The organism is Phenylobacterium sp. LjRoot225, from assembly GCF_964252855.1.
Classification (GTDB): Bacteria; Pseudomonadota; Alphaproteobacteria; order Caulobacterales; family Caulobacteraceae; genus Phenylobacterium.
Genome location: NZ_CAXUPL020000001.1, coordinates 1,541,153 through 1,563,123, shown reverse-complemented (window position 1 = coordinate 1,563,123; position 21,971 = coordinate 1,541,153). Strand labels below are relative to the sequence as shown.

Genomic DNA, 21,971 nt, shown 5'->3' with positions numbered 1-21,971 from the left:
GCATGGAGTGGCTCGCGCTGCTCGTTCGCGCCAGGGCCTCGCTGCCTTGCAGCAAAATGGACCTCAGCAGCAGCCGGCGCGGCCTTCCAGCAGGCCGGGACGCTTCGGCGGCCGCGGCAGAGCGCCTTCGCCCCAGCGGCGGCGGCGCGGCGGCAGGCCCGCAGCCTGGACCTCGACCTGGCTGCAGACGCCGAGGCAGGCCTCCGCCGCTTCGCTGGCCCCGTCGGCCTGGCCGGGCGCGGCCGACAGGATCTCCAGCGCCAGGCTGCGCAGGCCGAGCGCTGCGGCGTGGCGGGTGCTGAGCGGCGCGCCGGCGGCGGCGGAACGCTCGCTCCAGTCGCAGGCGCGCTGGGTGGCGAGCTCGATCAGTTGGAACCACAATGAGCTGGCGTGATCGACGCCGGCCCGTAGCAGCAGTCCCGCAACCTCCGCGGCCTCGTCGCCTGGGTCGCCTCTCTGGTCTTGGGCGTGCGCAAAGCTACGCGGCTCCAAAAGGGATCCGTCATGCATGGCTGTCTCCAGTCCCGGACCAGACAGCCTACCGCCCCTGTCGCCGCAGGGTAATCCGTCCCTTACGCTGACAAGACACAAACGCTTGAACGCCGTTAGGGCGCATTGGGGTCGGCGGAATCGCCCGGCCGCTGATTCGTAGCCTAGAATCAAAAGCTTGAGCGTATTTCTGGTGGCGAACCGGATCCCCTTTCGCCGAAATGCGCTCTTAACGAGCCCCGGCCTGGTCGCGCTGCGCCAGATATCCCCGCGCCAGGTCGTGCAACCGCTCGCGGCCGAAACTCGGATCGTGGCCGGCGTGGACCACGGTGACGGGAAGCTCCAGCAGCCGGCGCATGGTTTGCGCATAGGCGTCCATGTCCGAGCCCGGCAGCTGGTCGAGCAGGGGGCCGTCATAGACCGCGTCGCCGGAAAACAGGATGCCGGTCTTCGCCTCCCACAGGCCGATGCTGCCGGGCGAGTGGCCGGGCAGGTGCAGGACCTCGAAGGCGCGGTCGCCAAGGTCGACGACGTCGCCGGCCGCAAGCCGCCGGGTCGGCTCACAGCCTTTCAGCACGTGCCGGCGGGCGTCGAAGCCGCGATGCGGCGCGGCCGTGAGCAGGCCGCCCTCGATGTCGTAGCCGATCGCCCGGAAGGCCGCGCGAACCCCAGGCGGATAGGCCGCCGCGTCCAGCGGGAAGCTGTCCTCGCCGCGCGCCAGAGCCTCGGCCTCGGCGGCGTGCACCAGCCGGTGGTCGAACTCATGCAGCCCGCCGGCGTGGTCGCTGTGCACATGGGTGGCGACCGCCAGCACGTCGGCGGACAACAGCTCGCGAGCGGCCTGGCGCAGGCTGGCCAGGCCCAGGCCGCTGTCCACCAGCAGGTCGGCGTCGCGGCCGCGCAGACGCCAGATGTTGCAGCGGAGCAGGGGATGGACGTGCGGCTCCCAAAGCAGCGTAAGGTCCGCGTCGATCTGGCGATGCTCGAACCACCGTTCTGCAATGGGCAGGCTTGGCGCGTCGTCGGCGGGATGGGCGTGCGACATGCCCCCAGCGCTGTCGCCTCCACGGGCGGCGGCGAAAGTCCCTGACGGCGGTCCGGACAGCCGCCGGATGCGGCGCCCGGGCTTTGGGCGCCTGCGCGCGCCGAACGCCCAAAAGATCGGCCATGGGGCCGCCAGGGTCGGCGGGTCCGGTATTACGATTTGACGAAAACGTAATACCGAAGCAGGGTCGGCTGATGACTTCCGACACCGTTTCCCAGCTGGCGCGCCTCAGCGTCAGCCTGCCGGCGGAGCTGCTCGCCCAGCTCGACGCCATGGTCGCCGAGCGCGGCCTGCCGAGCCGGTCGCAGATGATCTCCGAGCTGATCCGCCACGAATTGGCCGAGCATAGCGAGAGCGTGACTGGCGCGGTCCTGGCCGGCACGCTCACCCTGATCTACCGGGCCGAGCGCGGGCGGGTGCGCCAGGCTCTGGCGGAGGCCCAGTGCGACTTCCTCAAGGAGGTGATCTCCTCGCAGCACGTCTTCCTGGAGGATGACCAGTCGCTCGAGGTGCTGCTGGTGCAGGGCCCATCCGAGCGGCTGAACGCGCTTTGCGACCGGCTGCGCAAGATCCGCGGCGTCCAGCAGATCAAGCTCGTCACCACCACCGCGCTGCTGCCGCCGCTGCACGCCCATGGCGGCGAGGAGAGCCCAGGTTCGCTGCAGTCAGGCCAGTCGTGACGAAGGAATTGGCTCGATGACCGACTTTTCAACCGCCGACCCCGCCGGCGCCCGCGCCCACGCCCGCGCCATGGCGGGAACCCGCGTCGAAGCCATGCCCACGGTCCCGGCGAGCGCCGCCGAGGATCGTCCCGAGGGCGTCGCGGCCGAGGCCATGCTGTGGGCCGAGACCCTCGCGGCCGGCGGCTATGCGGCCAAGCGGCTGAACCGCGGGGCGCGCCTGCGGCTGGTCGACCTGTACGGCGACGCCTGCCTCTCCATGCTGGTGTTCAACGCCGAGCGTCCGGTGGAGCGGCTGAACGTCGCCGACACTCAGAAGGTGCAGTGGAACGCCTACCTGGGCGCGGGCAGCCTGCTGCTCTCCGACATGGGCAAGGTGCTGATGAGCCTGGTCGAGGACACGGCGGGCGCCCACGACGCCTTCTGCGGCGCCTCGAACGCCGCTTCCAACGCCCGCAAGTACGGCGAGGGCGACAACTGGGGTCCGCACCCCAACGCCCGCGACCGCTTCCTCTTGGCGACAGCCAAGTTCGGGCTGGGGCGGAAGGACATCCATCCCTGCATCAACTGGTTCAAGGGCGTGCGCATCGCCGACGACGGATCCACGCGGTTCAACGCCGGCCCCTATGCGGCCGGCCGGAAGGTGACCCTGCGCGCCGAAATGGACGTGATCGTGGTGCTGGCCAACTGCCCGCACGTGCTGGACCCGCGCGCCGACTACGCGGTGACGCCGGCCCGGGCGCTGGCCTGGCGCGGCGAGCCGACGCCTGAGAGCGATCCCATCCGCAATGCGACGCCCGAGGGCCTCAGGGCCTTCCAGAACGTGGAAGAGGACCTGCACCGGTGAGCTCGCCCAAGATGCCCGATCTCGGCCCGATCGTCCTCGACGAGGTCGTGCCGGCCCGCGCCCCCTGGACCGCCGTGGTCAAGGCCGACCAGACGCTGCGGATCGTCGACCTCGAAGGCAACCAGGCCGTCGACTTCCTGATGTACGCGGAAAACGACGACGCCGAACGCTATTCAGCCCAGGACACCATCGCCGCCCAGGGGAACATCTTCCTGCGCGCCGGCTCGGTGCTGATGTCCAACGAGGGCCGGCCGATGGCGGTGGTGACCACCACCGCGGTCGACTACCACGACACCATCGGCGGGGCCTGTTCCTGCGAGAGCAACACCCTGCGCTACGGCCACCACACCAAGAGCCAGCACGCCTGCGTGGAGAACTTCCTGCAGGGCAACGCCCGCTTCGGCCGCGGCAAGCGCGATATGGTCTCCAACATCAACTGGTTCATGAACGTGCCGGTCGAGGCGGACGGGGCGCTGGGCATCGTCGACGGCATCTCCGCGCCCGGCCTCTTCGTCGATATCCGCGCCGAGATGGACCTGGTGGCGGTGGTCTCCAACTGCCCGCAGATCAACAACCCCTGCAACGGCTTCAACCCGACGCCGGTGCGGATGGTCATCGCCGGCTGACGACGAGGCGCCTCAGTGTTTTCCAAGGTCCTGATCGCCAACCGCGGCGCCATCGCCTGCCGGATCATCCGCACGCTTCGCCGGATGGGCGTGGCCTCCGTCGCGGTCTTCTCCGACGCCGACGCGGGCTCCTTGCACGTCAGCCAGGCGGACGAGGCGGTGCGGCTGGGTCCCGCGCCGGCGGCCGAGAGCTACCTCAACGTCGAGGCGGTGCTGGCCGCGGCCAAGGCGACGGGCGCCCAGGCGATCCACCCAGGCTATGGCTTCCTCTCCGAGAACACCGCCTTCGCCGAGGCCTGCGAGGCGGCGGGCATCGCTTTCATCGGCCCGACGCCCGACAACATCCGCGCCTTCGGCCTGAAGCACACCGCCCGCGACCTGGCCCAGGCCTATGGCGTGCCGCTGGCGCCCGGCACCGACCTCTTGACCGACGCCGAGGCCGCGCGCGAGGCCGCCGAGGTCATCGGCTATCCGGTGATCCTCAAGGCCACCGCCGGCGGCGGCGGCATCGGCATGCGGGTCTGCGAGGACGAGGCGGGGCTTTCCGAAGCCTTCGCCGCGGTCGCACGCCTCGCCGGCACCAACTTCTCCGACGGCGGGGTCTTCCTGGAGCGTTACGTCCGCCGCGCCCGGCACATCGAGGTGCAGGTGTTCGGCGACGGCCAGGGCAGGGTCGTCGCGCTTGGCGAGCGGGACTGCTCGCTGCAGCGGCGCAACCAGAAGGTCATCGAGGAGACGCCGGCGCCGCATCTGCCGCCGATCACTCGCGCGGCCCTGATCAACGCCGCGACCGACCTGGCCACGGCCGTGAACTACCGCTCGGCCGGCACGGTGGAGTTCCTCTACGACGCCGAGCGCGACGACTTCTTCTTCCTCGAGGTGAACACCCGCCTGCAGGTCGAGCACGGGGTGACCGAGCAGGTCACCGGGGTCGACCTTGTGGAATGGATGGTCCGCGGCGCAGCCGGCGACTTCAGCTTTCTCGACACGCCGCTCCCGGCGCCGAAGGGCGCCTCGATCCAGGCGCGCCTCTACGCCGAGGACCCGGGCCAGGACTATCGGCCGAGCTCCGGCGTCCTGACCGAGGTCAGCTTCCCGGCCGCGGCGCGAGTGGACGGCTGGGTGGCGGCCGGGACCGAGGTCAGCGCCTTCTACGACCCGCTGCTGGCCAAGCTGATCGTCACCGCGCCGACCCGCGAGCAGGCGGTGGCCGCCTTGCAGGGCTCGCTCGACGCGACCCGGCTGGCGGGCCTTGAGACCAACCTCGGCTGGCTGCGCGACGTGGCCCGCAGCGAGGCCTTCGTCACCGGCCAGGTCTCGACCCGGGTGCTGTCGGAACTGCCCTACCGCGGCCGCACGGTGCGGGTGCTGAGCGGCGGCGCCTCGACCACGGTGCAGGACTACCCCGGCCGGCTCGGCTACTGGGATGTGGGCGTGCCGCCGTCCGGGCCGATGGACGCCCTGTCCTTGCGCCTCGGCAACCGGCTGCTCGGCAATGACGAGGGCGCGGCGGGGCTGGAGATCACCGGCCTCGGTCCCAGCCTGGTGTTCAACGCCCCGGCCACCGCCTGCCTGGCGGGCGCCGAGCTTGAGGCAAGTCTCGACGGCCAGCCGGTCGCCCCCTATGCGCCGTTCCAGGTGGCCGCCGGCCAGACCCTGAAGCTCGGCCGGGTGAAGGGCGGGGGCCTGCGCGCCTATTTGCTGGTCGCCGGCGGTTTCGACGTGCCGGCCTATCTGGGCAGCCGCGCCGGCTTCACCCTCGGCGGCTTCGGCGGCCATGCGGGGAGGGCGCTGGCTGCCGGCGACGTGCTGCACCTTTCGACGGCGGTCGCCGAGAAGACCACGGCCCTGCCGGCGGGCCTGCGTCCGCAGATCGCCAAGGCCTGGACCCTGCGGGTGCTCTACGGCCCGCACGGCGCGCCAGACTTTTTCACGGCGAAGGACATCGAGACCTTCTGCGCGACCGACTGGGGCGTGCACTACAATTCCAATCGCACCGGCGTGCGCCTCGTGGGCCCCAAGCCCGAGTGGGCCCGGCGCGACGGCGGCGAGGCCGGGCTGCACCCGTCGAACATCCACGACAACGCCTACGCCATCGGCGCGGTCGACTTCACCGGCGACCTGCCGATCATCCTGGGCCCCGACGGGCCCTCGCTCGGCGGCTTCGTCTGCCCCTTCGTGGTGATCCAGGCCGACCTCTGGAAGGCGGGCCAGCTCGCGCCGGGCGATACGGTGCGGTTTGAGGCGGTGGACGATGCGACGGCGGTGGCGGCGGAGCAGGCGCAGGATGCAATGATCGCCGGTGTGGCGGATGCGCCGAACGCCCCCTCAGTCAGCTTCGCTGACAGCTCCCCCGCAAGCGGTGGAGCATCTTCGGCCCAGATCCTCCACCGCGCAGCGGGGGAGGGGGACCGCGAAGCGGTGGAGGGGGCGTTCGGCGCAGGCCGATTCTCCCCCATCCTCGGCCGCATCGCCGCTCACGACCACCGCCCGGAGGTCGTCTACCGCCGGCAGGGGGACCGCAACCTGCTGGTCGAGTACGGGCCGATCGTGCTGGATCTGGAGCTGCGGCTGCGCGTGCATGCCCTGATGCTCGAATTGCAGGCGATGGACCTCTCAGGGGTGATCGACATCACGCCTGGCATACGATCGATGCAGATCCACTACGACAGCCGCATCCTCAGCCAGGCCAAGCTGCTGCAAGCTCTCGCCGACGCGGAAGAACGGCTGGGCGGACTCGACGACTTCGAGATCCCGTCGCGGGTCGTGCGGTTGCCGCTCTCGTGGAAGGACCCGGCGATCTACGAGACCATCGACAAATACATGGCCTCGGTTCGCGACGACGCCCCCTGGTGTCCGGACAACATCGAGTTCATCCGCCGGGTGAACGGGCTTTCGTCGGAAGAGGACGTGCGCCGCATCGTCTTCGACGCCCGCTACCTGGTGATGGGCCTGGGCGACGTCTATCTCGGCGCGCCGGTGGCGACCCCGGTCGATCCGCGCCACCGGCTGGTGACCACCAAGTACAATCCCGCCCGCACCTGGACCCCGCCCAACGTGGTGGGCATCGGCGGCGCCTATATGTGCATCTACGGCATGGAGGGGCCGGGCGGGTACCAGCTGTTCGGCCGCACCATCCAGGTGTGGAACACCTGGCGGCAGACCAAGGCCTTCACCGACGGCAAGCCCTGGCTGCTGCGCTTCTTCGACCAGGTGCAGTTCTTCCCGGTCTCCGCCGAGGAGCTGACCGAGTGGCGGCGCGACTTCCCGCTCGGCCGGCGCGAGATCGAAGTCGAGCAGGAAACCTTCCGGCTTTCGGAATACCGCAGCTTCCTGGCCGACAACGCCGACAGCATCGGCGCCTTCCAGGCTACGCGTCAGGCCGCCTTTGACGCCGAGCGCGCCGACTGGCAGGCCCGAGGCGAGTTCGACCGGGTAGCGGCCCTCACTGAAGAGGTCGACGCGGGCGCCGCGCCCGAGGCCATCGAGGTTCCCGAGGGCGCGGAGCTGGTCGAGGCCCCGCTCGGCGGCAGCGTCTGGAAGATGCTGGTGAAGCCCGGCGACCGGGTCGAGAAGGGCGCCGTCATCGCCGTCATCGAGGCCATGAAGACCGAGTGCGACGTCGCCAGTCCCGAGGCCGGGGTGGTTCGCGCCGTCTACGCCGCCGAGCGCCAGGCGATCGCCGCGGGCGCCCCGATGATCGCCATCGAACCCATTTGACGGAGCCGGAGCTCGCCTGATGCCTGTCCTTAAGGTCACCGAGATCGCCGCCGAGGTTCAGGCCGGCCGGCGCACGGCCGAGACGGTCGCCCGCGAGGCGCTCGAGCGGATCGAAGCCTATGACGCCGTCCAGGCCCACGCCTGGATCGAGCGGCCCAGGGCCGAGGCCATCCTGGCCCGCGCCCGCGACGTCGACGCCCGCATCGCCGCCGGCGAGGTCCTGCCGCTGGCCGGCGTGCCCTTCGCGGTGAAGGACAATATCGACGTGGCGGGCGTGCCGACGACGGCGGCCTGTCCGACCTTCGCCTACCGGCCCGACGCTTCGGCCACCGTGGTCGCGCGACTGGAGGCGGCCGGCGCGATCATGATGGGCAAGACCAACCTCGACCAGTTCGCCACCGGCCTGGTCGGCGCGCGCAGCCCCTACGGCGCGCCGGAGTGCGTCTTCAACCGCGCCTATGTCAGCGGCGGCTCCAGCTCGGGTTCGGCCGTTTCCGTGGGCGCCGGCCTGGTCGGGTTCGCGCTCGGCACCGACACCGCAGGCTCCGGCCGGGTGCCGGCCTCCTTCAACAACCTGATCGGCCTGAAGCCGACCAAGGGCCGCTGGAGCACCACCGGCCTGGTCCCGGCCTGCCGCTCGATCGACTGCATCACCGTCTTCGCCGGCGACGTGGCCGGCGCGGCCCTGGTGGACTCGGTCGCCGCCGGTTTCGACGCGACCGACCCTTACTCGCGCAGCGATCCCGGCGCGGCCACGGCGATCCCCGCCAGCTTCCGCTTCGGCCTGCCCAAGCCCGAGCAGCAGATCTTCATGGGCGACGCCCAGGCCGAGGCGATGTTCCAGGCCGCCGTCCAGCGGGTGAAAACCATGGGCGGGACGCCGGTCGAGGTCGACATCGAGCCCTTCCTGGCCGCCGCCCAGCTGCTCTACTCCGGCCCCTGGGTCGCCGAGCGCACCGCGGCGGTCGAGGAGCTCCTGAAGACCAATCCCGGCGCCATTCAGCCGACGGTGCGGGCCATCCTGCAGGGCGGCCTGGCCTACAGCGCCGTCGACACCTTCAAGGCCATGTACGAGATGCAGGCCTACGCCCGCGTCGCCGAGCAGATGTGGGAGGGGATCGACGTCCTGCTGCTGCCGACCGCGCCCACCATCTATCGCGTCGCCGAGGTGATGGCCGAGCCGGTCGCGCTCAACGCCAACCTCGGCCGCTACACCAACTTCGTGAACCTGCTGGACATGAGCGCCGTGGCCGTCCCGGCCGGCTTCCGTGAGAACGGGACCGGCTTCGGGGTGACCCTGATCGGGCCGGCCTTCGCCGACACCGCGCTCCTGGACCTGGCCCGCCGCTATGTGGAGATCGCCCCGATGCCTGACGCCCCGCCGCTCGACCTCGAGGGCCGTCCCGAGACCGTAAAGCTGGCCGTGGTCGGCGCCCACCTCGCCGGCATGCCGCTGCACTGGCAGCTGACCTCGCGTGAGGCGAGGCTGCTGGCGCGGACCCGCACGGCGCCGGCCTACAGGCTCTACGCCATGGCCAACTCCACCCCGCCCAAGCCGGCGCTGATCCATGCGGGCGGCGAGGGGAGCCAGATCGAGGTCGAGGTCTACGAGCTGCCGGTGGCGGCCTTCGGCTCCTTCGTCGTCGAGGTGCCGGCGCCGCTGGCCATCGGAACGGTGACCCTGGAGGACGGCAGCCAGGTGAAGGGCTTCGTCGCCGAGCCCCGCGCCATCGACGGCGCCCAGGACATCACGGCGCTCGGCGGCTGGCGGGCATATATCGCGCAACGATAGCGTGGGGGGATCGCTTCGCCTGGCCGGGACTGGACAAAGCGCTGCCGTCCGATCAGGGCTATTACGCTGACGCTAGCCGCGACAAGCCGGCGAACGCCAGGTCGACGCCGTCATCCCGCCCAAGCCAACGCTGGAACCCATGCCGCACGACAGGATCGCGTTCGAACGGCAGGGTCTCGCCGCGCGGCTCGTTGCGCCGCTTTCCCGTTGGGCCCCGGCGATCTGCCTGGCGATCATCCTGGCGGGCCTCGCCATCAGGATCCTGGCCCTGCCGCACTCGCTTTGGGTCGATGAGGTGGCATCGGTCAGGTTCGCCGAGCAGCCGTGGTCCCACCTATGGTCCGACTGGATGCGGCGTGAGACCAACCCGCCTCTGTTCTACTCGGCCCTGAAGGCCTGGATCCAGATCGCGGGCGGCTCGGATCTCTCGCTCAGAATACCTTCGATCTTCTATGGCTGCGCTTCGATCGCCCTGGCCTATGTCCTGGGCGACAGGCTCTCCGGACCCTGGGCGGGCCTCGCCGCGGCCGCCCTTGTCGCGGTATCGCCCGCGGAAATCCAATACAGCCTGGAAATTCGCGGCTACGGCCAGGCTCAGCTCGCCGCCCTGGTGTCGCTCCTGGGCCTGATCAACTTCTGTGACGCCGAGCGAAACCGGGCGCGCTGGGCATGGCTCGGGCTCTATGCGGCGGGGTGTACGGCCGCCCTCTACTCCCACACCATGCTTCTGCTCTATCCGGCGATCGCAAGCCTTTGGGTCCTGGCCTGGCTCATCTTCGTCCGCAAGGCGCGGCCGGCTCTATGGCTGGAATGGATCGCGGCGAACACCCTCGTGCTGGCCGCCTACGCCTGGTGGCTGTCGATCACCCTCTGGCAGGTTCAGCACCCTGCAAACATCGCTTGGATCGAACGACCCACGCTCAGGGTCGCGATCAATCAGGTGCTCAAAAGCTACGGCCCGGGTGGTCCGACCCTGAACGTCGTCTTGGCCGCGACGGCCATGTTGGCGGCCTTCTGCTACATGATGTGGCTGCATCGGCGCAGGGCGTCCCTGGTCCTGCCCCTCTGCGCGATCGGCGCGCCGACGCTGTTGTTCGCGCTGAGCATGATCACGCCGGTCATGTTGCCCCGGGCCTTCTTCTGGGCGGTGGCGCCCTTTCTGATCGCCGTCGCCATCGGCGTCACCTCGATCCGCATCCGCGCCGTGGGGGTCGTGCTGTTCGGCCTGGTTTTCCTGCTGAACCTGTCGGGCGCTCGCGCCTACGCCAGGCGGCCCGATCCCGAGCCCTATCGCCAGATCGTCGCGGAAATACGCAAAGCGGATCCGACGGCGATCGTCGTCGCCAACAATCCGCCGACCGGGATGTCCCTGGACAGATACTGCCCGGAGCCAGGGTGTCCCTTGGAACTTATGACGCTGAAGGTTCCGGAGTGGTGGACGGTCGACATGCCGAGACCAAACCCCGTATCGGCGTCGGAGCTTCCCAACATCATCGCCTGCGCCGGAGAGCTCTATACGGTCGTGCGCGGGGATCTGAATGATCCCTCGCCGTTGTTGGCCAGCCTGGCTGATCCCGAGGACCTCGCGGGGACCTTCCAGCCGAGGAAGTCGCTGGTGATCACCCGGTGGCGGATCAAGCCTGGGAAACGGCTTGTCGGGGCGTCCCAGTGCGAGGCCGGCAGGGGGTAGCGGCTCCGGACAGTCCTTAGCGCCCTTCGTCAGCCTGGCCGCTCGGCCTTCTCCTTGGCCATCCGCGCCGCGAAGAGCGCCTGGGCCTTTGCGGCGTAGGCGCGGCAGGCGCCCGGATCGATGAACGGGTTGGGGGTGCGACCGGCCTGCAGGGCCTTCAGCTTCAGATCCGCCCCGGAGTTGTCCGGATGGGCGGAGACGAGAACGTCGCAGGGCAGGGCCGCGAGGCGCGCCCGGCTGCGCCTGAAGACGGCGGGGAGGTCGCCGTGGGCCGCGATGTCGCTGAAGCGGAAACCGGTTGCAGAGACCGGGTTGAGGCTGGCGGCGAACACCATGTTCAGGCATCGGCCGGTCTCGCAGGAGGTCCAGGTCCAGCTGGTGCTCCCCGCCGTGTGCCCCGGGGTGAACCGGGCAGTGACCGTGACGCGCCCAAGCCGCACCGATTGTCCGTCGCCGATCTCGCGGACCCGGGTCACGGCTGGGAAGGCCGGCAGGCTTCCGTATTGCGGATCGTCGGGGTTCGCAGCGCCGGCGCGCAGGGCCTTGGCGGTGGCCGGGCTGGCGACCGCCGTCGCGCCGCTGTCGCGGGCGATCGCCGCGACGCCGCCTGCGTGGTCGAAATGCGGTTCGGTGACCAGGATGTATTTGATGTCCTCGACCCGGAAGCCGAGCTGGCGGATGTGGGCCTCCACCATGGCCGCGGACTGCGGCATGGAGCCGTCGATCAGGATCAGACCGGCGTCGCTCTTGATCAGCACGACGCTCAGGCCGCCAAGGCCCACATAGTAGGTGTCGCCCCAGATCCTCAGCGGCGTCTGCGGCTTCATCCAGTCCGCCGCGCGCGACGAGGGAATGGGCGCGGTCAGCGGGTCCGGCGCGGGTTGCGCCGCAACGGCCTGCGGGGCCGCGAGGGCGATCGTGGCGGCCGATATCCAGCGCTTCATCAAGGTCGCTCCCGGCGGAATGGGGGCGGACGATCCCCCGCGCCGCCTCGCGTGGTCAAGCCGTCTAGCCGGCCTCTCTACCTCCCCCGCGCAACGCGCGGCGAGAGGGGGACCGCGTCCCCCTCAGGCCGCCGCCTCGCCGACCATCTTCTCCAGCTCCTTGCGGATCGCCGCGTTCGGTTTGTCGAGGGGGAAGTCGTAGACCGCCGTCGAGCCGTAGCGGTGCGGGGCCTGGGGGTCCTTGCGGCGCTTGTCGATGGCGATCACCCGGGTGCCGAGCTTGAAGGCTTCCTTGATGTCGTGGGTGACCATCAGGATGGTCAGGCCGTGCTCGCGCCAGAGGGTGGTGATCAGCTCGTGCATGTCGAGCCGCACGCCGGGGTCGAGCGCGCCGAACGGCTCGTCCAGCAACAGGATGCGCGGATGGGTGATCAGCGCCTGGGCGATGGCCAGCCGCTGCTGCATGCCGCCCGAAAGCGCCGCCGGATAGGCGTCGAGATTGTCGCCCAGGCCCACGTGGCGGAGCATCTCGACGGCCTCTTCGCGGACGTTCGTGGACTTGCCCTTGCACTGCACGCCGAACATCACGTTCTTCAGCACCGTCATGTGCGGGAAGACCGAATAGCGCTGGAAGACCACGCCGCGGTCGGGGCCGGGCTCGGGGCAGAGCGGCTCGTCGTCGAGGTAGATGCGGCCGCGGCTCGGGGCCTCCTGGCCCAGCACCAGGCGCAGGAAGGTGCTCTTGCCCGCCCCCGAGGGGCCGACGATGGAGACGAAGGCGCCTTCGGCGACGTCGAGCGAGACCTTCTCCAGGACGATCTTCTCGCCGTACTCGACCCAGACGTCGCGGAACGACAGTACGCTCATCAGCGGATCCTCTTGGGATGGGCCCATGGGAAGGCGGTGCGGCTTAGCGAGATCAGCGCCCAGTCCATCAGGACGGCCAGGAGCGAGATCCAGGCGACGTAGGGCAGGATGACGTCCATGGCGAGATAACGCCGGACCAGGAAGATCCGGTAGCCGAGGCCCACGTCGGCGGCGATCGCCTCGGCGGAGATCAGGAACACCCAGGCCGGGCCCAGCGAGAAGCGCAAGGACTCGATCAGCCGTGGCAGGGCCTGGGGCAGGGCGATCCTGAGCGCCACCACCCAGGTGTTGGCGCCCAGCGTCTGGGCCTTGACCAGCTGCTCTTCGGGAATGGCGGAGACCGACGAGGCCAGGTCGCGGACCATGAACGGCGTCAGGCCGACGAAGATCAGGGCGATCTTCGAGGCCTCGCCCAGGCCCATGACGATGAACAGGATGGGCAGGACGGCGATCGGCGGGATCACCGCGATGGTGGCGACCAGCGGCCCGAGACCGGCGCGCACCACGGGCAGGAGGCCGATCGCCAGGCCCAGGACCAAGGTGGTCCCGGCGGCGAGCGCGATGCCCGAGCCGAGCCGCTTGAGGCTGGCGAGGGTGTCGGCGACCAGCGGGACCTGACCCGTCTGCGGATCGACGTGAAAGGCCATCACCCGGATCTGGTCGGCCATGGCGCCGAAGGTCGGCAGGATCTTGTCGGCCGGGTTGGCTGCGTGCCGCGCCGTCGAGCCGGCCAGATAGACCAGCAGGACGATCAGGATCGGGACCAGGCCGAGCAAAAGGCGACCGCCCCCACGCGGCCGGACATTCAGCAATCGGGGCATGGGGGCGGTCTCTCCGGGGAGGGAGGCTTGGAGACTGTCGGGCTAGAGCGTTAGAGCGTGCCGGCCGCGGCGGCCGACACATAGGTCGGGTCGAACCTCAGCTTCACGTTCTGCGGGTTGCCGAGGATCTTGCCGCCCGGGAACTCGATGCCGATGTCGTCGACCGACTTGGCCCCTTGTCCAAAGAGGCCGTTCTCGAAGCTGAACTTCCGCACCTTGTCGTTGGCGTCGACCAGCTGCTGGCTCTTGGTGAAGGCCTCGGCCGCCTTCGGGTCGGCGTAGAGGAAGGTGGTCTTCAGTTGGGCGTCGAAGCCGGCGAGATCGGTGCCGGAGAGCTTGGCCATGGCTTCGCGCGCCGCCTTACCCGCCGCGTCGTCCTTGGTCATGATCGACATGGTCTCGTACCAGATGCCGGCGAGCGCCTTGCCCAGGTTGGGGTTGGCCTTGAGCACGTCCGTCGAGACGATGACCATGTCCTCGATCTCGGCCGGGATATTGGTCGAGGCGCAGACCTCGCTGGCGCCCGGGGCTTTCTTGATCTCCATCAGCATCGGGTTCCAGGTGACCATGGCGTTGGAGCCGGGCGCCGCGAACGCCGAGACCATGTCGGCGTCGGAGGTGTTCACCAGTTTGACGTCGGACGTCTTCATGCCGGCGTTCTCGAGGCAGCGCGCCAGCAGGTATTGCGAGACCGAGTTGGAGACGATGTTGACCGAGCGGCCCTTGATGTCGGCTAGGGTCTTGCCGTTCTTCAGCACCACGCCGTCGTTGCCGTTGGAGTAGTCGCCGACCATCACCACCGTCGAGTCGCGGCCGCCGGCGGCCGGGATGGTCAGGGCGTCCATATTGGTGGAGGTGACGCCGTCGAGCTTGCCGGCGGTGAACTGGTTCAGGCTCTCGACGTAGTCGTTGATCTGAACCAGCTTGATCTTGACGTTGTACTTGTCGGCCCACTTCTGGACGATGCCGGCCTGCTGGGCGTAGGGCCACGGCATCCACCCCGCATAGATGGTCCAGCCGATCTGGTACTCCTTGTCGGCGGCGGCCGGCGCAGCGGCCTGCTCGTTCGTCGCCGGCTTGCTGCAGCTGGCCAGGCTCAGGCCCACCGCCGCGGTCGCCGCGGCGACCCCCATCGTTTTCAGCCACGGATGCATCGCGATCCCCTTCTCGAACCGGCGCGTCCAAGCCGGCGTCGTTATTACTAACTGGGGAGTTCGTAATAATCCAAGCCTCGCAAGCGGCTACGGCGAGTCTCCCGCGCCGGCGCCGAATTTGTGGGCGCCCCAAGGCCGGAGAGACGAATAGGCGGTCAGTTCGCCAGGTCGTCTGCACGACAGGCGCGCCAGCCGTCCCCGCCGCTCGCCCTGGTGTTACGAAAATCGGGGTTCGTAATACCGAAGAGCGAGGAACCGTCGTGGCCGCCGACTTCCGGACCATCCCCGTCATCGACATTGCGGGGCTCGCCTCGGCCGATCTGGCCGATCGCCGGGCGGTGGCCGCGGAGATCGGCCGCGCCGCCCGCGAGGTGGGTTTCCTCTATGTCACCGGCCATGGCGTGCCGGAGGCCGTGAGCCAGGGCGTGCGCGCCGCGGCGGCGCGGTTCTTCGACCTGTCCTCGGATCAGAAGATGGCCGGCTACATCGGCCGCTCGACCAACCACTCCGGCTATGTGCCCGAGGGCGAGGAGGTGTTCGAGGCCGGCAAGGTCGACAAGAAGGAGGCCTTCGACGTCAACCTCGACCTGCCCGAGGCGGCGGGCGAGGCGCCGATGCTGGGCGGCAATCTCTGGCCGGAGCTTGACGGTTTCCGGCCGGCGGTCTCGGCCTATTACGACGCCGTGGCCGAGCTCGCCCGGCGGATGTTCCGCGGCTTTGCGCTGGCGCTCGACCTGCCGGAGGACCACTTCGACCCGCACCTTGAGCGCCCGCCCAGCCAGCTGCGGCTGGTCCACTATCCCTACGACGCCGACGCCCGCGACCAGCAGGGGATCGGCGCCCACACCGACTATGAGTTCTTCACCGTCCTGCAGGTCACCGCGCCCGGCCTGGAGGTGCGCAACGGGGCGGGCGAATGGATCGACGCCCCGCCGGTCGCGGGCGCCTTCGTCGTCAACATCGGCGACATGCTGGAGGTCTGGACCAACGGCGTCTTCCGCGCGACCGCCCATCGAGTCCGCAAGGTAACCGAGGAACGCTATTCCTTCCCCTTCTTCGCCGCCTGCGACTACTGGACGGTGGTGGAACCCGCGGCCCAGTTCGTCACCCCTGAGCGGCCGGCCCGCTTCGGCCGGGTGGTGTGCGGCGAACACCTCTGGGCCCAGACGGTGAAGACCTTCCGCTACCTCGCCCCTCGCCGCGAGAACCTGCCGGCCTGAGCGCCGAACGCCCCCTCAGTCAGCTTCGCTGACAGCTCCCCCGCTGCGCGGTGGAGCATCTACGGCCCAGATCCTCCACCGCGCAGCGGGGGAGGTGGCTCGCGTAGCGAGACGGAGGGGGCGTTGCGGCCTGTCCGCTCTCCCTAGCTCACGCGTGCGCCCGCACGACGTGGACCGTCGAGGCCTGCGGGCCCTTCTCGCCCTCGCTTTCGAAGAAGCGGACCTCGCGGCCGACCGCCAGGCGATCGAAGTCGCCGTTCACCAGGGCGTTGCGGTGGAAATAGATCTCGCGGCCGTCGCTCTCCAGGAAACCATAGCCCTGGTCTGCGAACAGCCGGCTGACCCGGGCCCGCGGCGGCTCCTCGTGGGATTTCACCTGGCCGACGATGCGGCGGTGGCGATCCTGCAGCCGCCGCCGCGCGGCGGCGAAGGCGTCGCGCACCGAGACGAAGGCGTCCTCGTGGGCGTGGTCCGCCGGCGGATTGCGGTCGATCACCAGGTCGCCAAGGCCCGGTCCTGTCAGTTGCAGCCGCACCGCGTAGAGATCGCCGTGCCGCCTTCGCCCGGCGCGGCCGGTCACGGCCACGCGGCAGGAGGTGATCCGGTCGTGGAAGCGCTCGAGCTTGGCCGCCTCCCGCTCGATCCGGCGGCGCAGCGCTTCGCTGGTCGCCAGCCCGCCTTCGAAGGTGATCTGCAGGGGAATTTGCATTCGCCACTCCTTCTGGCGCCGTCCGCGCCCGCATGGACCCGAACCACGTGGTGATTTGCGGACCTTGGACGCTCTGGGCTTTCAGCGGGATCAACATCTCGCGAGCGCCCGGCGGGGCCGCTTCGGGCCGGGCCTCCTTGGAATGGTCACCTTCCTGACCTCGACCCGCCGTGCTCGACCGCCATATGCCCCACCGTCGGATCCTGGGCGCGCCCGGCGGTTTGCTCTATCTCGTCCGTCCGACGTGTTTCTGAAGGAGGCGGTTCATGCGCCCACTCGCCCTGGCCATTTGCGCCGGTCTCGCCTTGTCGCCGCTGCCGGCCGCCGCCGCGGCGTCCGCGGGCGCCGCCCCGGCTGACGCCCGCTGCCTGATGACCATGGCGGCGCTGACCTCCTCGAAGGACGAGGCCAAGGCCCGCACCGCCCAGGCCGGCGTCATCTATTTCGCCGGGCGGGTGAAGGCGGACGACCCCAGCTACAATTTCGGCGTGAAGCTGAAGGATGTGGCCGCCTCGATGAGCCGCGAAACCCTCGCTGCGGAGGCTCAGCGCTGCGGCCCGATCCTGGTGAGCGCGCTTCGCGAGCTCGACGCCGCCCAGAAGTCCTTCCCGCCGGCGGCGCCGGCCGCCGCCGCCAAGCCGCCAGCCAAGCCACCCGCCAAACCCTGAGGCGGGTGGGCGCACTCGCCCGCGCGCGCAGGAAGCCGAGCGCAAGGTTCTCCGCCGCCGTGTAAGGTGAGCGCGCGGCGCGCCGGACACCGCCCGGTGACGACCGCTGAGCGGCCTGTGAATGACTGAGCTCAAGCGCACGATCGGGCCCGTTCAGCTGATGCTGTACGGCATGGGTTCGATGCTCGGCGCAGGCATCTACGGCCTGGTCGGCAAGGCTGCAGGCGTGATGGGCGCGGCGGTGTGGATGGCCTTCCTCGTGGCCATGGTCGCCGCCCTGTTGACGGGCGTCAGCTACGCCTCGATCGCCTCGCGCTATCCGAGGGCCGGAGGGGCCGCCTATGCGACCCAGCGGGCCTACCGTGCGCCTTGGCTGAGCTATCTGATCGGTCTCACGGTCGTCTGTTCGGGGCTTTCGTCGATCGCGACCCAGGCCAAGGTCGTGGCCGTAAACCTCAACACCCTCTTAGGCTTCGACCTGGGCTTTACGATCGCCGGGGAGCCTGCGGAAGTCACCCTGCTCGCGATCGGCTTCCTGCTGCTGGTCAGCGCCATCGTCTATCGCGGGATCACCGAGTCCCTGTGGGCCAACGCCCTGTGCACCCTGGTCGAGTCCCTGGGCCTGCTGCTCGTCGTCGCCGTCGGCCTCCGTTACTGGGGCCAGGCGGACCTGTTCGAGACGCCCCTGGGATTGGCGAATTCGGCGGGAGGCCTGAGCGCGAGCCTCGTGCTCCAGGGCTCGGTCCTCACCTTCTTCTCGTTCCTCGGCTTCGAGGACATGCTCAATGTCGCCGAGGAGGTCAAACGTCCGGAGCGGGCCATCCCGGTGGCGCTGATCGGCGCGATGGTCTTGGTCTCGCTGATCTATATGGCGGTGGCGATCACCGCGGTGTCCGTCGCGCCGTGGCGGGAATTGGCGGCGGCCCCTGGCCCGCTCAAGCTCGTCGTCGAACGCGCGGCCCCGTGGTTCCCGGCCATCGGGTTCACCTTCGTCACCATCGCCGCCGTCGCCAACACCGCCCTGGTCAACTACGTCATGGGCTCGCGCATGCTCTACGGGATGGCCAGGCAAGGGCTTCTCCCCCGTGCGATCGGCGTCGTGCACGGCGGCCGACAGACACCCCATGTGGCGATCGGCGTCCTGCTCGTGGTCGTCGTCTCTCTGCAGTTCGTGGGCGATATCAAACAGTTGGCGGCGGCGACCGTGCTTCTGCTGCTGTTTGTCTTCACCCTGGTGAATGGGGCGCTGATCATCCTCAAGCGCCGGGAGGGCGACCTCCCGGGCTGTTTCAACGCGCCGATCTTCGTTCCAGCCCTGGGGGCGGCGGTCTGCCTGCTGATGATCGTGGGGCAGGTGCGCCAGAACGATTGGCGGGCGCTCGCCGTAGCCGGGACGCTGATCGCGATGATCCTGGGGCTCTACGCGCTCACCAGGAGAGGCCTGGATGGCGGCGGGACGCCCTTCGATCCGGACGCGGTTCTGGTCAGATCGGGCTCGAACCTCAGCCCGCCGGCGCCCGCTCGCGGTCGAAGGCGTCGGCGTCGTCGAAGGCCTGCATGACGGCGCCGACGTAGCTGCGCATGAAGAACTCCCGTCGCCAGCCCTCGGTCAGCACCATGGGCCGGTTGGCGCGCACCGCACGCAGCGTCATCTGGGCTACCTCGTCAGCAGGGCGGAAATAGAGGTCCGCCATGTGCACCGAGGTCGGCGGAATGACGCCGGCCTCGGAAGGCCCGCCATATCGATCCGGTCGCACGGTCTGGCATTCGGCGATGCGGGTCGCCACGCCGCCCGGGCAGAGCACCGTGCATCCCACGCCGCGCTCGGAGAGCTCGTGGCGCAGGTTGAGCATCATGGCGATGATCCCGCCCTTGGCGGCCGCATAGGGGGCGTGGGTTGGCAGCCATTCGGGGATCAGGGCCGCCATCGAGGCCGTCGCCGTCACATGGCCGCCGCCCGCCGAGATCATGCCCGGCAGGAAGGCGTGCAGACAGTCGGCCACGCCGTGCAGGTTGACGTTGAGGATCCAGTCGATGTCGCCGCCGGACATCTCGGCCAGCGGCTGCAGGGCCGTCACCCCGGCGTTGGCGAACAGCAGCGTGACGGTTCCGAAGGCCTGCTCCGCCCTGGCCTTCATCGCCTGGATCGACGCACGATCCGACACGTCGCAGCCGACCCCGATCGCAGAGCCGCCGGCCTGGCCGATCTCCGCGGCGACCTCGGCGGCGCGGCCCTCGGCGATGTCGGCGACCACCACCGAGGCTCCCTCCGCCGCCAGGGCGAGCGCCAGGCCTCGGCCGATGCCGCTTCCACCGCCGGTCACCAGCGCCACGCGTCCTGCGATCTCCGTCACGCCGCACTCCCGCCTTTTTGTTATGGCGAGGCTTGCAGAGGCCGGCGGCTGGGACAAGGGCGGCGGAGGCGCTTGTACATGTCGGGTGGGGCAGGAGACTTGATCCCCGAAGCGTCATCGCGCCGTCGCGGCGCGGGCGGCGCAGCCTCCGCGCGGCCGGCGCACCCAAATCGAGATCATGACGGTTCCCCTTCGGCGCCGGAGATGCGCCGCATGGCGACGCCCAACGTGACCCGCTCGGCGGGTCTGGCCGCTCCGCTGGCCCGCGCCGTCGCCGAGGACCTGGAGGCCATCTTCCCGAACCCGTCGCCGAGCGACCGCCGCCTGCGCCTGCGGTTCGCGCGACGTGGCGATCAGGCGCGCGGCGTCCCGCAGCGTGGCCAGGGCCGGGTTGCGGCGCTGGGCGCGATGGTCGCCGCGGCGTTCGTCGGGGTCACCGCCGGGGCCTGGTTCGCACGCGGCCCGGAACCTGAAAGGCCCGTCCAGGCGGCCGCGCCGGCGCCGAGCCTGAGACCGCTCGCGGCGGGGCCGCCTGCGGTCGATCCGTCGCACGCCGTGGCCGCCGTCCCGACCTCGACCGCAGGTCCAGCCGCAAAGCCCGCCGCAGGTCCGATCGCGGTGGCGAGCGCTTCGCCGCCGCGGCCGGTGAAGGCCCATAAGATCTCCGCCCAAAAGGTCGCGGCCGGCAGGGCTTCGACCTACAGGAGCCCCGCCCGGAAAGCCTCCATTCGGAAGCCTGCGCCGACGCGGACGGCGCGCACGTCCCCGCTCATCGAGGCCGATGCGCGCCTGCGGAAGGCCTACGCCGCCGCGATCCGCGCCGATGTCCCGCGCGGCGTGGTGGTCGACTATCGCAATGAGTGGGAACGGCTGCGCCATCGCGCGTCGGATCAGCCCGGCATGGTCGCCACGCGATACAACGACATGGCCGGCGAGCTGAAACGGATGGCGGCGCGACGCCAGGTGGCCGACGCTTCGGCCCAACCCTCATCCCGCAACCGGCGCACCCAGCTGGCGGCGCAGTGGTGATGGGCGTGGCGGCCGACGCCCTCGAGCTGGCGCGCCCGGCGCCGCCGCCCCGCGCCCGCGGCACGGAAGGCCAGCTGATCTACGCCTTGGGCGACATTCACGGCTGTTACGACCTCCTGAAGTCGGCGCTCGCCCAGATCGCCGCCGACGCGGCCGTCGAGGCGAGAGGCCGTACGCCCGTGCTCGTCCTGCTGGGCGACTACATCGACCGCGGACCGGACTCGGCCAAGGTGCTGCAGGCCCTGGTCTGGCTGCAGCGGCGTGGAGATCTCATGCTGCGGCTGCTGAAGGGCAACCACGAGCAGGGGCTCCTGGGCTTCCTGGAGGAGCCGGAACAGGGGCAGGCGTGGTTGGACTATGGTGGGGCTCAGACGCTCGTCTCCTACGGGGTCGCGCCGCCGGACGCGGGCGCCGGACCCCAGGCCTGGCGCGAGGCGCGCGACGCCCTGCTCGACCAGTTGCCCGCCTCGCACCTGCAGCTCCTGGGCGAGCTGGAGCTGATGGTCCTCGTCGGCGACTACGCCTTCGTCCATGCCGGCGTCCGGCCCGACCGGCCGCTCGCCGCCCAGACGGAGGCCGAGCTGCTGTGGATCCGGCGCGGCTTCGTCGACGCGCCCGGTCCCTTCGAGCGGCTCATCGTCCACGGCCACACCTGGCAGAGCGAACACCCGCAGATCCTCGAGCATCGTCTCGGCCTCGACACCGGCGCCTACGCCACGGGGGTCCTCACGGGCGCTCGGCTGGACGGGGAGACGGTGCACCTCTTCCAGGCTCGCGCGGCCGCCTGACCCGCGAAGTTCCATTGTCGAAGTAGGCGTCCCAGCCCGGGTCGCCGCGCAGCCGTCGGAACAGCCGGACCATCCGCGGCCGGCTCAGCAGCCAGGCGTCGTAGGCCGCCGTCAGGACCAGGCCGGCCAGCAGGCTCTGGGTGATGACCACGGCCGCGGCCAGCAGGCCCGCCGTGGTCGCAATGCAGAATGCGATCGCCCGAACGTCGCGCGCCCTCATATCGTCCTCGCTCGCGATGTCGTCCCCATTCCACAAACGGCTAAGGGGGCGGAGTGGCTCCCGAGAAACCTTGAGGGCGCGGGTCTCAGGCGTCGGCGGGCCCGTAGATGAAGACGCAGATCTTGTTGCCGTCGAGGTCGCGGAAGTAGGCGCCATAGAAGCCGTCGGGACCCGGGCCGCGCACGCCGGGCGCGCCTTCGTCCTTGCCGCCCGCCGCGAGCGCCGTGGCGTAGACCGTGTCAACGAGGGCGCGGCTCGTAAGCTTCAGCGCCGTCATGGCGCCATTTCCCGCCGCCGCGGGCTGTCCG

The 21,971-nt window shown here is 70.1% G+C and carries 21 protein-coding genes; 11 read left to right on the top strand and 10 right to left on the bottom strand.

What is annotated here, in order from left to right; all coding sequences use genetic code 11:
• Positions 1-63: 63 nt before the first annotated feature.
• Positions 64-510 (bottom strand): hypothetical protein, encoded by a 447-nt coding sequence (locus ACSQ2B_RS07445; RefSeq protein WP_436048657.1) that lies wholly within the window; start codon positions 508-510, stop codon positions 64-66.
• A 208-nt stretch (positions 511-718) separates the two neighbouring features.
• A complete protein-coding gene (locus ACSQ2B_RS07440) occupies positions 719-1,534 on the bottom strand; it encodes an MBL fold metallo-hydrolase (protein ID WP_436048655.1) in 816 nt (271 codons plus the stop codon).
• 194 nt (positions 1,535-1,728) lie between these two features.
• On the opposite strand from ACSQ2B_RS07440, the gene ACSQ2B_RS07435 reads away from it, so the two are divergent.
• From ACSQ2B_RS07435 to ACSQ2B_RS07410, 6 genes are all read left to right on the top strand, one after another.
• Positions 1,729-2,214 carry a CopG family ribbon-helix-helix protein gene (locus ACSQ2B_RS07435; protein WP_436048653.1) on the top strand — a complete coding sequence of 162 codons (486 nt, stop codon included), beginning with the start codon at positions 1,729-1,731 and terminating at the stop codon, positions 2,212-2,214.
• Positions 2,215-2,230: 16 nt separating this feature from the next.
• The gene (locus ACSQ2B_RS07430) at positions 2,231-3,061 is read left to right on the top strand and encodes an urea amidolyase associated protein UAAP1 (protein ID WP_436048652.1); all 831 of its coding nucleotides are present in this window, start codon (positions 2,231-2,233) and stop codon (positions 3,059-3,061) included.
• Between the two features lie 11 nt (positions 3,062-3,072).
• Positions 3,073-3,687 carry an urea amidolyase associated protein UAAP2 gene (locus ACSQ2B_RS07425; protein ID WP_436049605.1) on the top strand — a complete coding sequence of 205 codons (615 nt, stop codon included), beginning with the start codon at positions 3,073-3,075 and terminating at the stop codon, positions 3,685-3,687.
• A gap of 15 nt (positions 3,688-3,702) precedes the next feature.
• Complete coding sequence (uca, locus tag ACSQ2B_RS07420; RefSeq protein ID WP_436048651.1) at positions 3,703-7,407, top strand: urea carboxylase; 3,705 nt, start codon at positions 3,703-3,705, stop codon at positions 7,405-7,407.
• Positions 7,408-7,426: 19 nt separating this feature from the next.
• Positions 7,427-9,199, top strand: coding sequence for an allophanate hydrolase (atzF, locus tag ACSQ2B_RS07415; protein ID WP_436048650.1), 1,773 nt, complete (start codon positions 7,427-7,429; stop codon positions 9,197-9,199).
• 139 nt (positions 9,200-9,338) lie between these two features.
• On the top strand, positions 9,339-10,889 hold the full coding sequence (locus tag ACSQ2B_RS07410) for a glycosyltransferase family 39 protein (protein WP_436048649.1): 1,551 nt from the start codon (positions 9,339-9,341) through the stop codon (positions 10,887-10,889).
• A 29-nt stretch (positions 10,890-10,918) separates the two neighbouring features.
• On the opposite strand, the gene bla is transcribed toward ACSQ2B_RS07410, so the two are convergent.
• From bla to ACSQ2B_RS07390, 4 genes are all read right to left on the bottom strand, one after another.
• Complete coding sequence (gene bla / locus ACSQ2B_RS07405; protein WP_436048647.1) at positions 10,919-11,833, bottom strand: subclass B3 metallo-beta-lactamase; 915 nt, start codon at positions 11,831-11,833, stop codon at positions 10,919-10,921.
• 123 nt (positions 11,834-11,956) lie between these two features.
• Positions 11,957-12,700 carry an ABC transporter ATP-binding protein gene (locus ACSQ2B_RS07400; RefSeq protein WP_436048646.1) on the bottom strand — a complete coding sequence of 248 codons (744 nt, stop codon included), beginning with the start codon at positions 12,698-12,700 and terminating at the stop codon, positions 11,957-11,959.
• On the bottom strand, positions 12,700-13,521 hold the full coding sequence (locus ACSQ2B_RS07395; protein ID WP_436048645.1) for an ABC transporter permease: 822 nt from the start codon (positions 13,519-13,521) through the stop codon (positions 12,700-12,702). Before ACSQ2B_RS07395 ends, ACSQ2B_RS07400 begins: the two co-directional genes overlap by 1 nt.
• Positions 13,522-13,571: 50 nt before the next feature.
• The gene (locus ACSQ2B_RS07390) at positions 13,572-14,675 is read right to left on the bottom strand and encodes a putative urea ABC transporter substrate-binding protein (RefSeq protein ID WP_436048644.1); all 1,104 of its coding nucleotides are present in this window, start codon (positions 14,673-14,675) and stop codon (positions 13,572-13,574) included.
• Between the two features lie 260 nt (positions 14,676-14,935).
• Here ACSQ2B_RS07390 and ACSQ2B_RS07385 point away from each other — a divergent pair, with 260 nt between their 5' ends.
• Positions 14,936-15,895, top strand: coding sequence for an isopenicillin N synthase family dioxygenase (locus tag ACSQ2B_RS07385; RefSeq protein WP_436048642.1), 960 nt, complete (start codon positions 14,936-14,938; stop codon positions 15,893-15,895).
• A 148-nt stretch (positions 15,896-16,043) separates the two neighbouring features.
• On the opposite strand, the gene ACSQ2B_RS07380 is transcribed toward ACSQ2B_RS07385, so the two are convergent.
• Positions 16,044-16,604, bottom strand: coding sequence for a cold shock domain-containing protein (locus tag ACSQ2B_RS07380; protein ID WP_436048641.1), 561 nt, complete (start codon positions 16,602-16,604; stop codon positions 16,044-16,046).
• Positions 16,605-16,870: 266 nt separating this feature from the next.
• On the opposite strand from ACSQ2B_RS07380, the gene ACSQ2B_RS07375 reads away from it, so the two are divergent.
• Complete coding sequence (locus ACSQ2B_RS07375) at positions 16,871-17,272, top strand: hypothetical protein (RefSeq protein WP_436048640.1); 402 nt, start codon at positions 16,871-16,873, stop codon at positions 17,270-17,272.
• 121 nt (positions 17,273-17,393) lie between these two features.
• Positions 17,394-18,833, top strand: a complete 1,440-nt coding sequence (locus ACSQ2B_RS07370) for an APC family permease (RefSeq protein ID WP_436048639.1) — start codon at positions 17,394-17,396, stop codon at positions 18,831-18,833.
• Here ACSQ2B_RS07370 and ACSQ2B_RS07365 read toward each other — a convergent pair.
• Positions 18,775-19,626: an SDR family NAD(P)-dependent oxidoreductase gene (locus tag ACSQ2B_RS07365; protein ID WP_436048638.1), complete on the bottom strand. Its 852-nt coding sequence runs from the start codon at positions 19,624-19,626 to the stop codon at positions 18,775-18,777. The two genes, ACSQ2B_RS07370 and ACSQ2B_RS07365, sit on opposite strands and share 59 nt — an antisense overlap.
• Positions 19,627-19,839: 213 nt before the next feature.
• Between ACSQ2B_RS07365 and ACSQ2B_RS07360 the strand changes: the two genes are divergently transcribed.
• Together ACSQ2B_RS07360 and ACSQ2B_RS07355 are read left to right on the top strand one after the other, a co-directional pair.
• On the top strand, positions 19,840-20,655 hold the full coding sequence (locus tag ACSQ2B_RS07360) for a hypothetical protein (RefSeq protein ID WP_436048636.1): 816 nt from the start codon (positions 19,840-19,842) through the stop codon (positions 20,653-20,655).
• Positions 20,656-20,660: 5 nt separating this feature from the next.
• Positions 20,661-21,443: a metallophosphoesterase gene (locus ACSQ2B_RS07355; protein WP_436048634.1), complete on the top strand. Its 783-nt coding sequence runs from the start codon at positions 20,661-20,663 to the stop codon at positions 21,441-21,443.
• Here ACSQ2B_RS07355 and ACSQ2B_RS07350 read toward each other — a convergent pair.
• Together ACSQ2B_RS07350 and ACSQ2B_RS07345 are read right to left on the bottom strand one after the other, a co-directional pair.
• On the bottom strand, positions 21,382-21,663 hold the full coding sequence (locus ACSQ2B_RS07350) for a hypothetical protein (RefSeq protein ID WP_436048633.1): 282 nt from the start codon (positions 21,661-21,663) through the stop codon (positions 21,382-21,384). The genes ACSQ2B_RS07355 and ACSQ2B_RS07350 overlap by 62 nt on opposite strands.
• An 85-nt stretch (positions 21,664-21,748) precedes the next feature.
• Positions 21,749-21,940 (bottom strand): hypothetical protein, encoded by a 192-nt coding sequence (locus tag ACSQ2B_RS07345; RefSeq protein WP_436048632.1) that lies wholly within the window; start codon positions 21,938-21,940, stop codon positions 21,749-21,751.
• Positions 21,941-21,971: the final 31 nt, after the last annotated feature.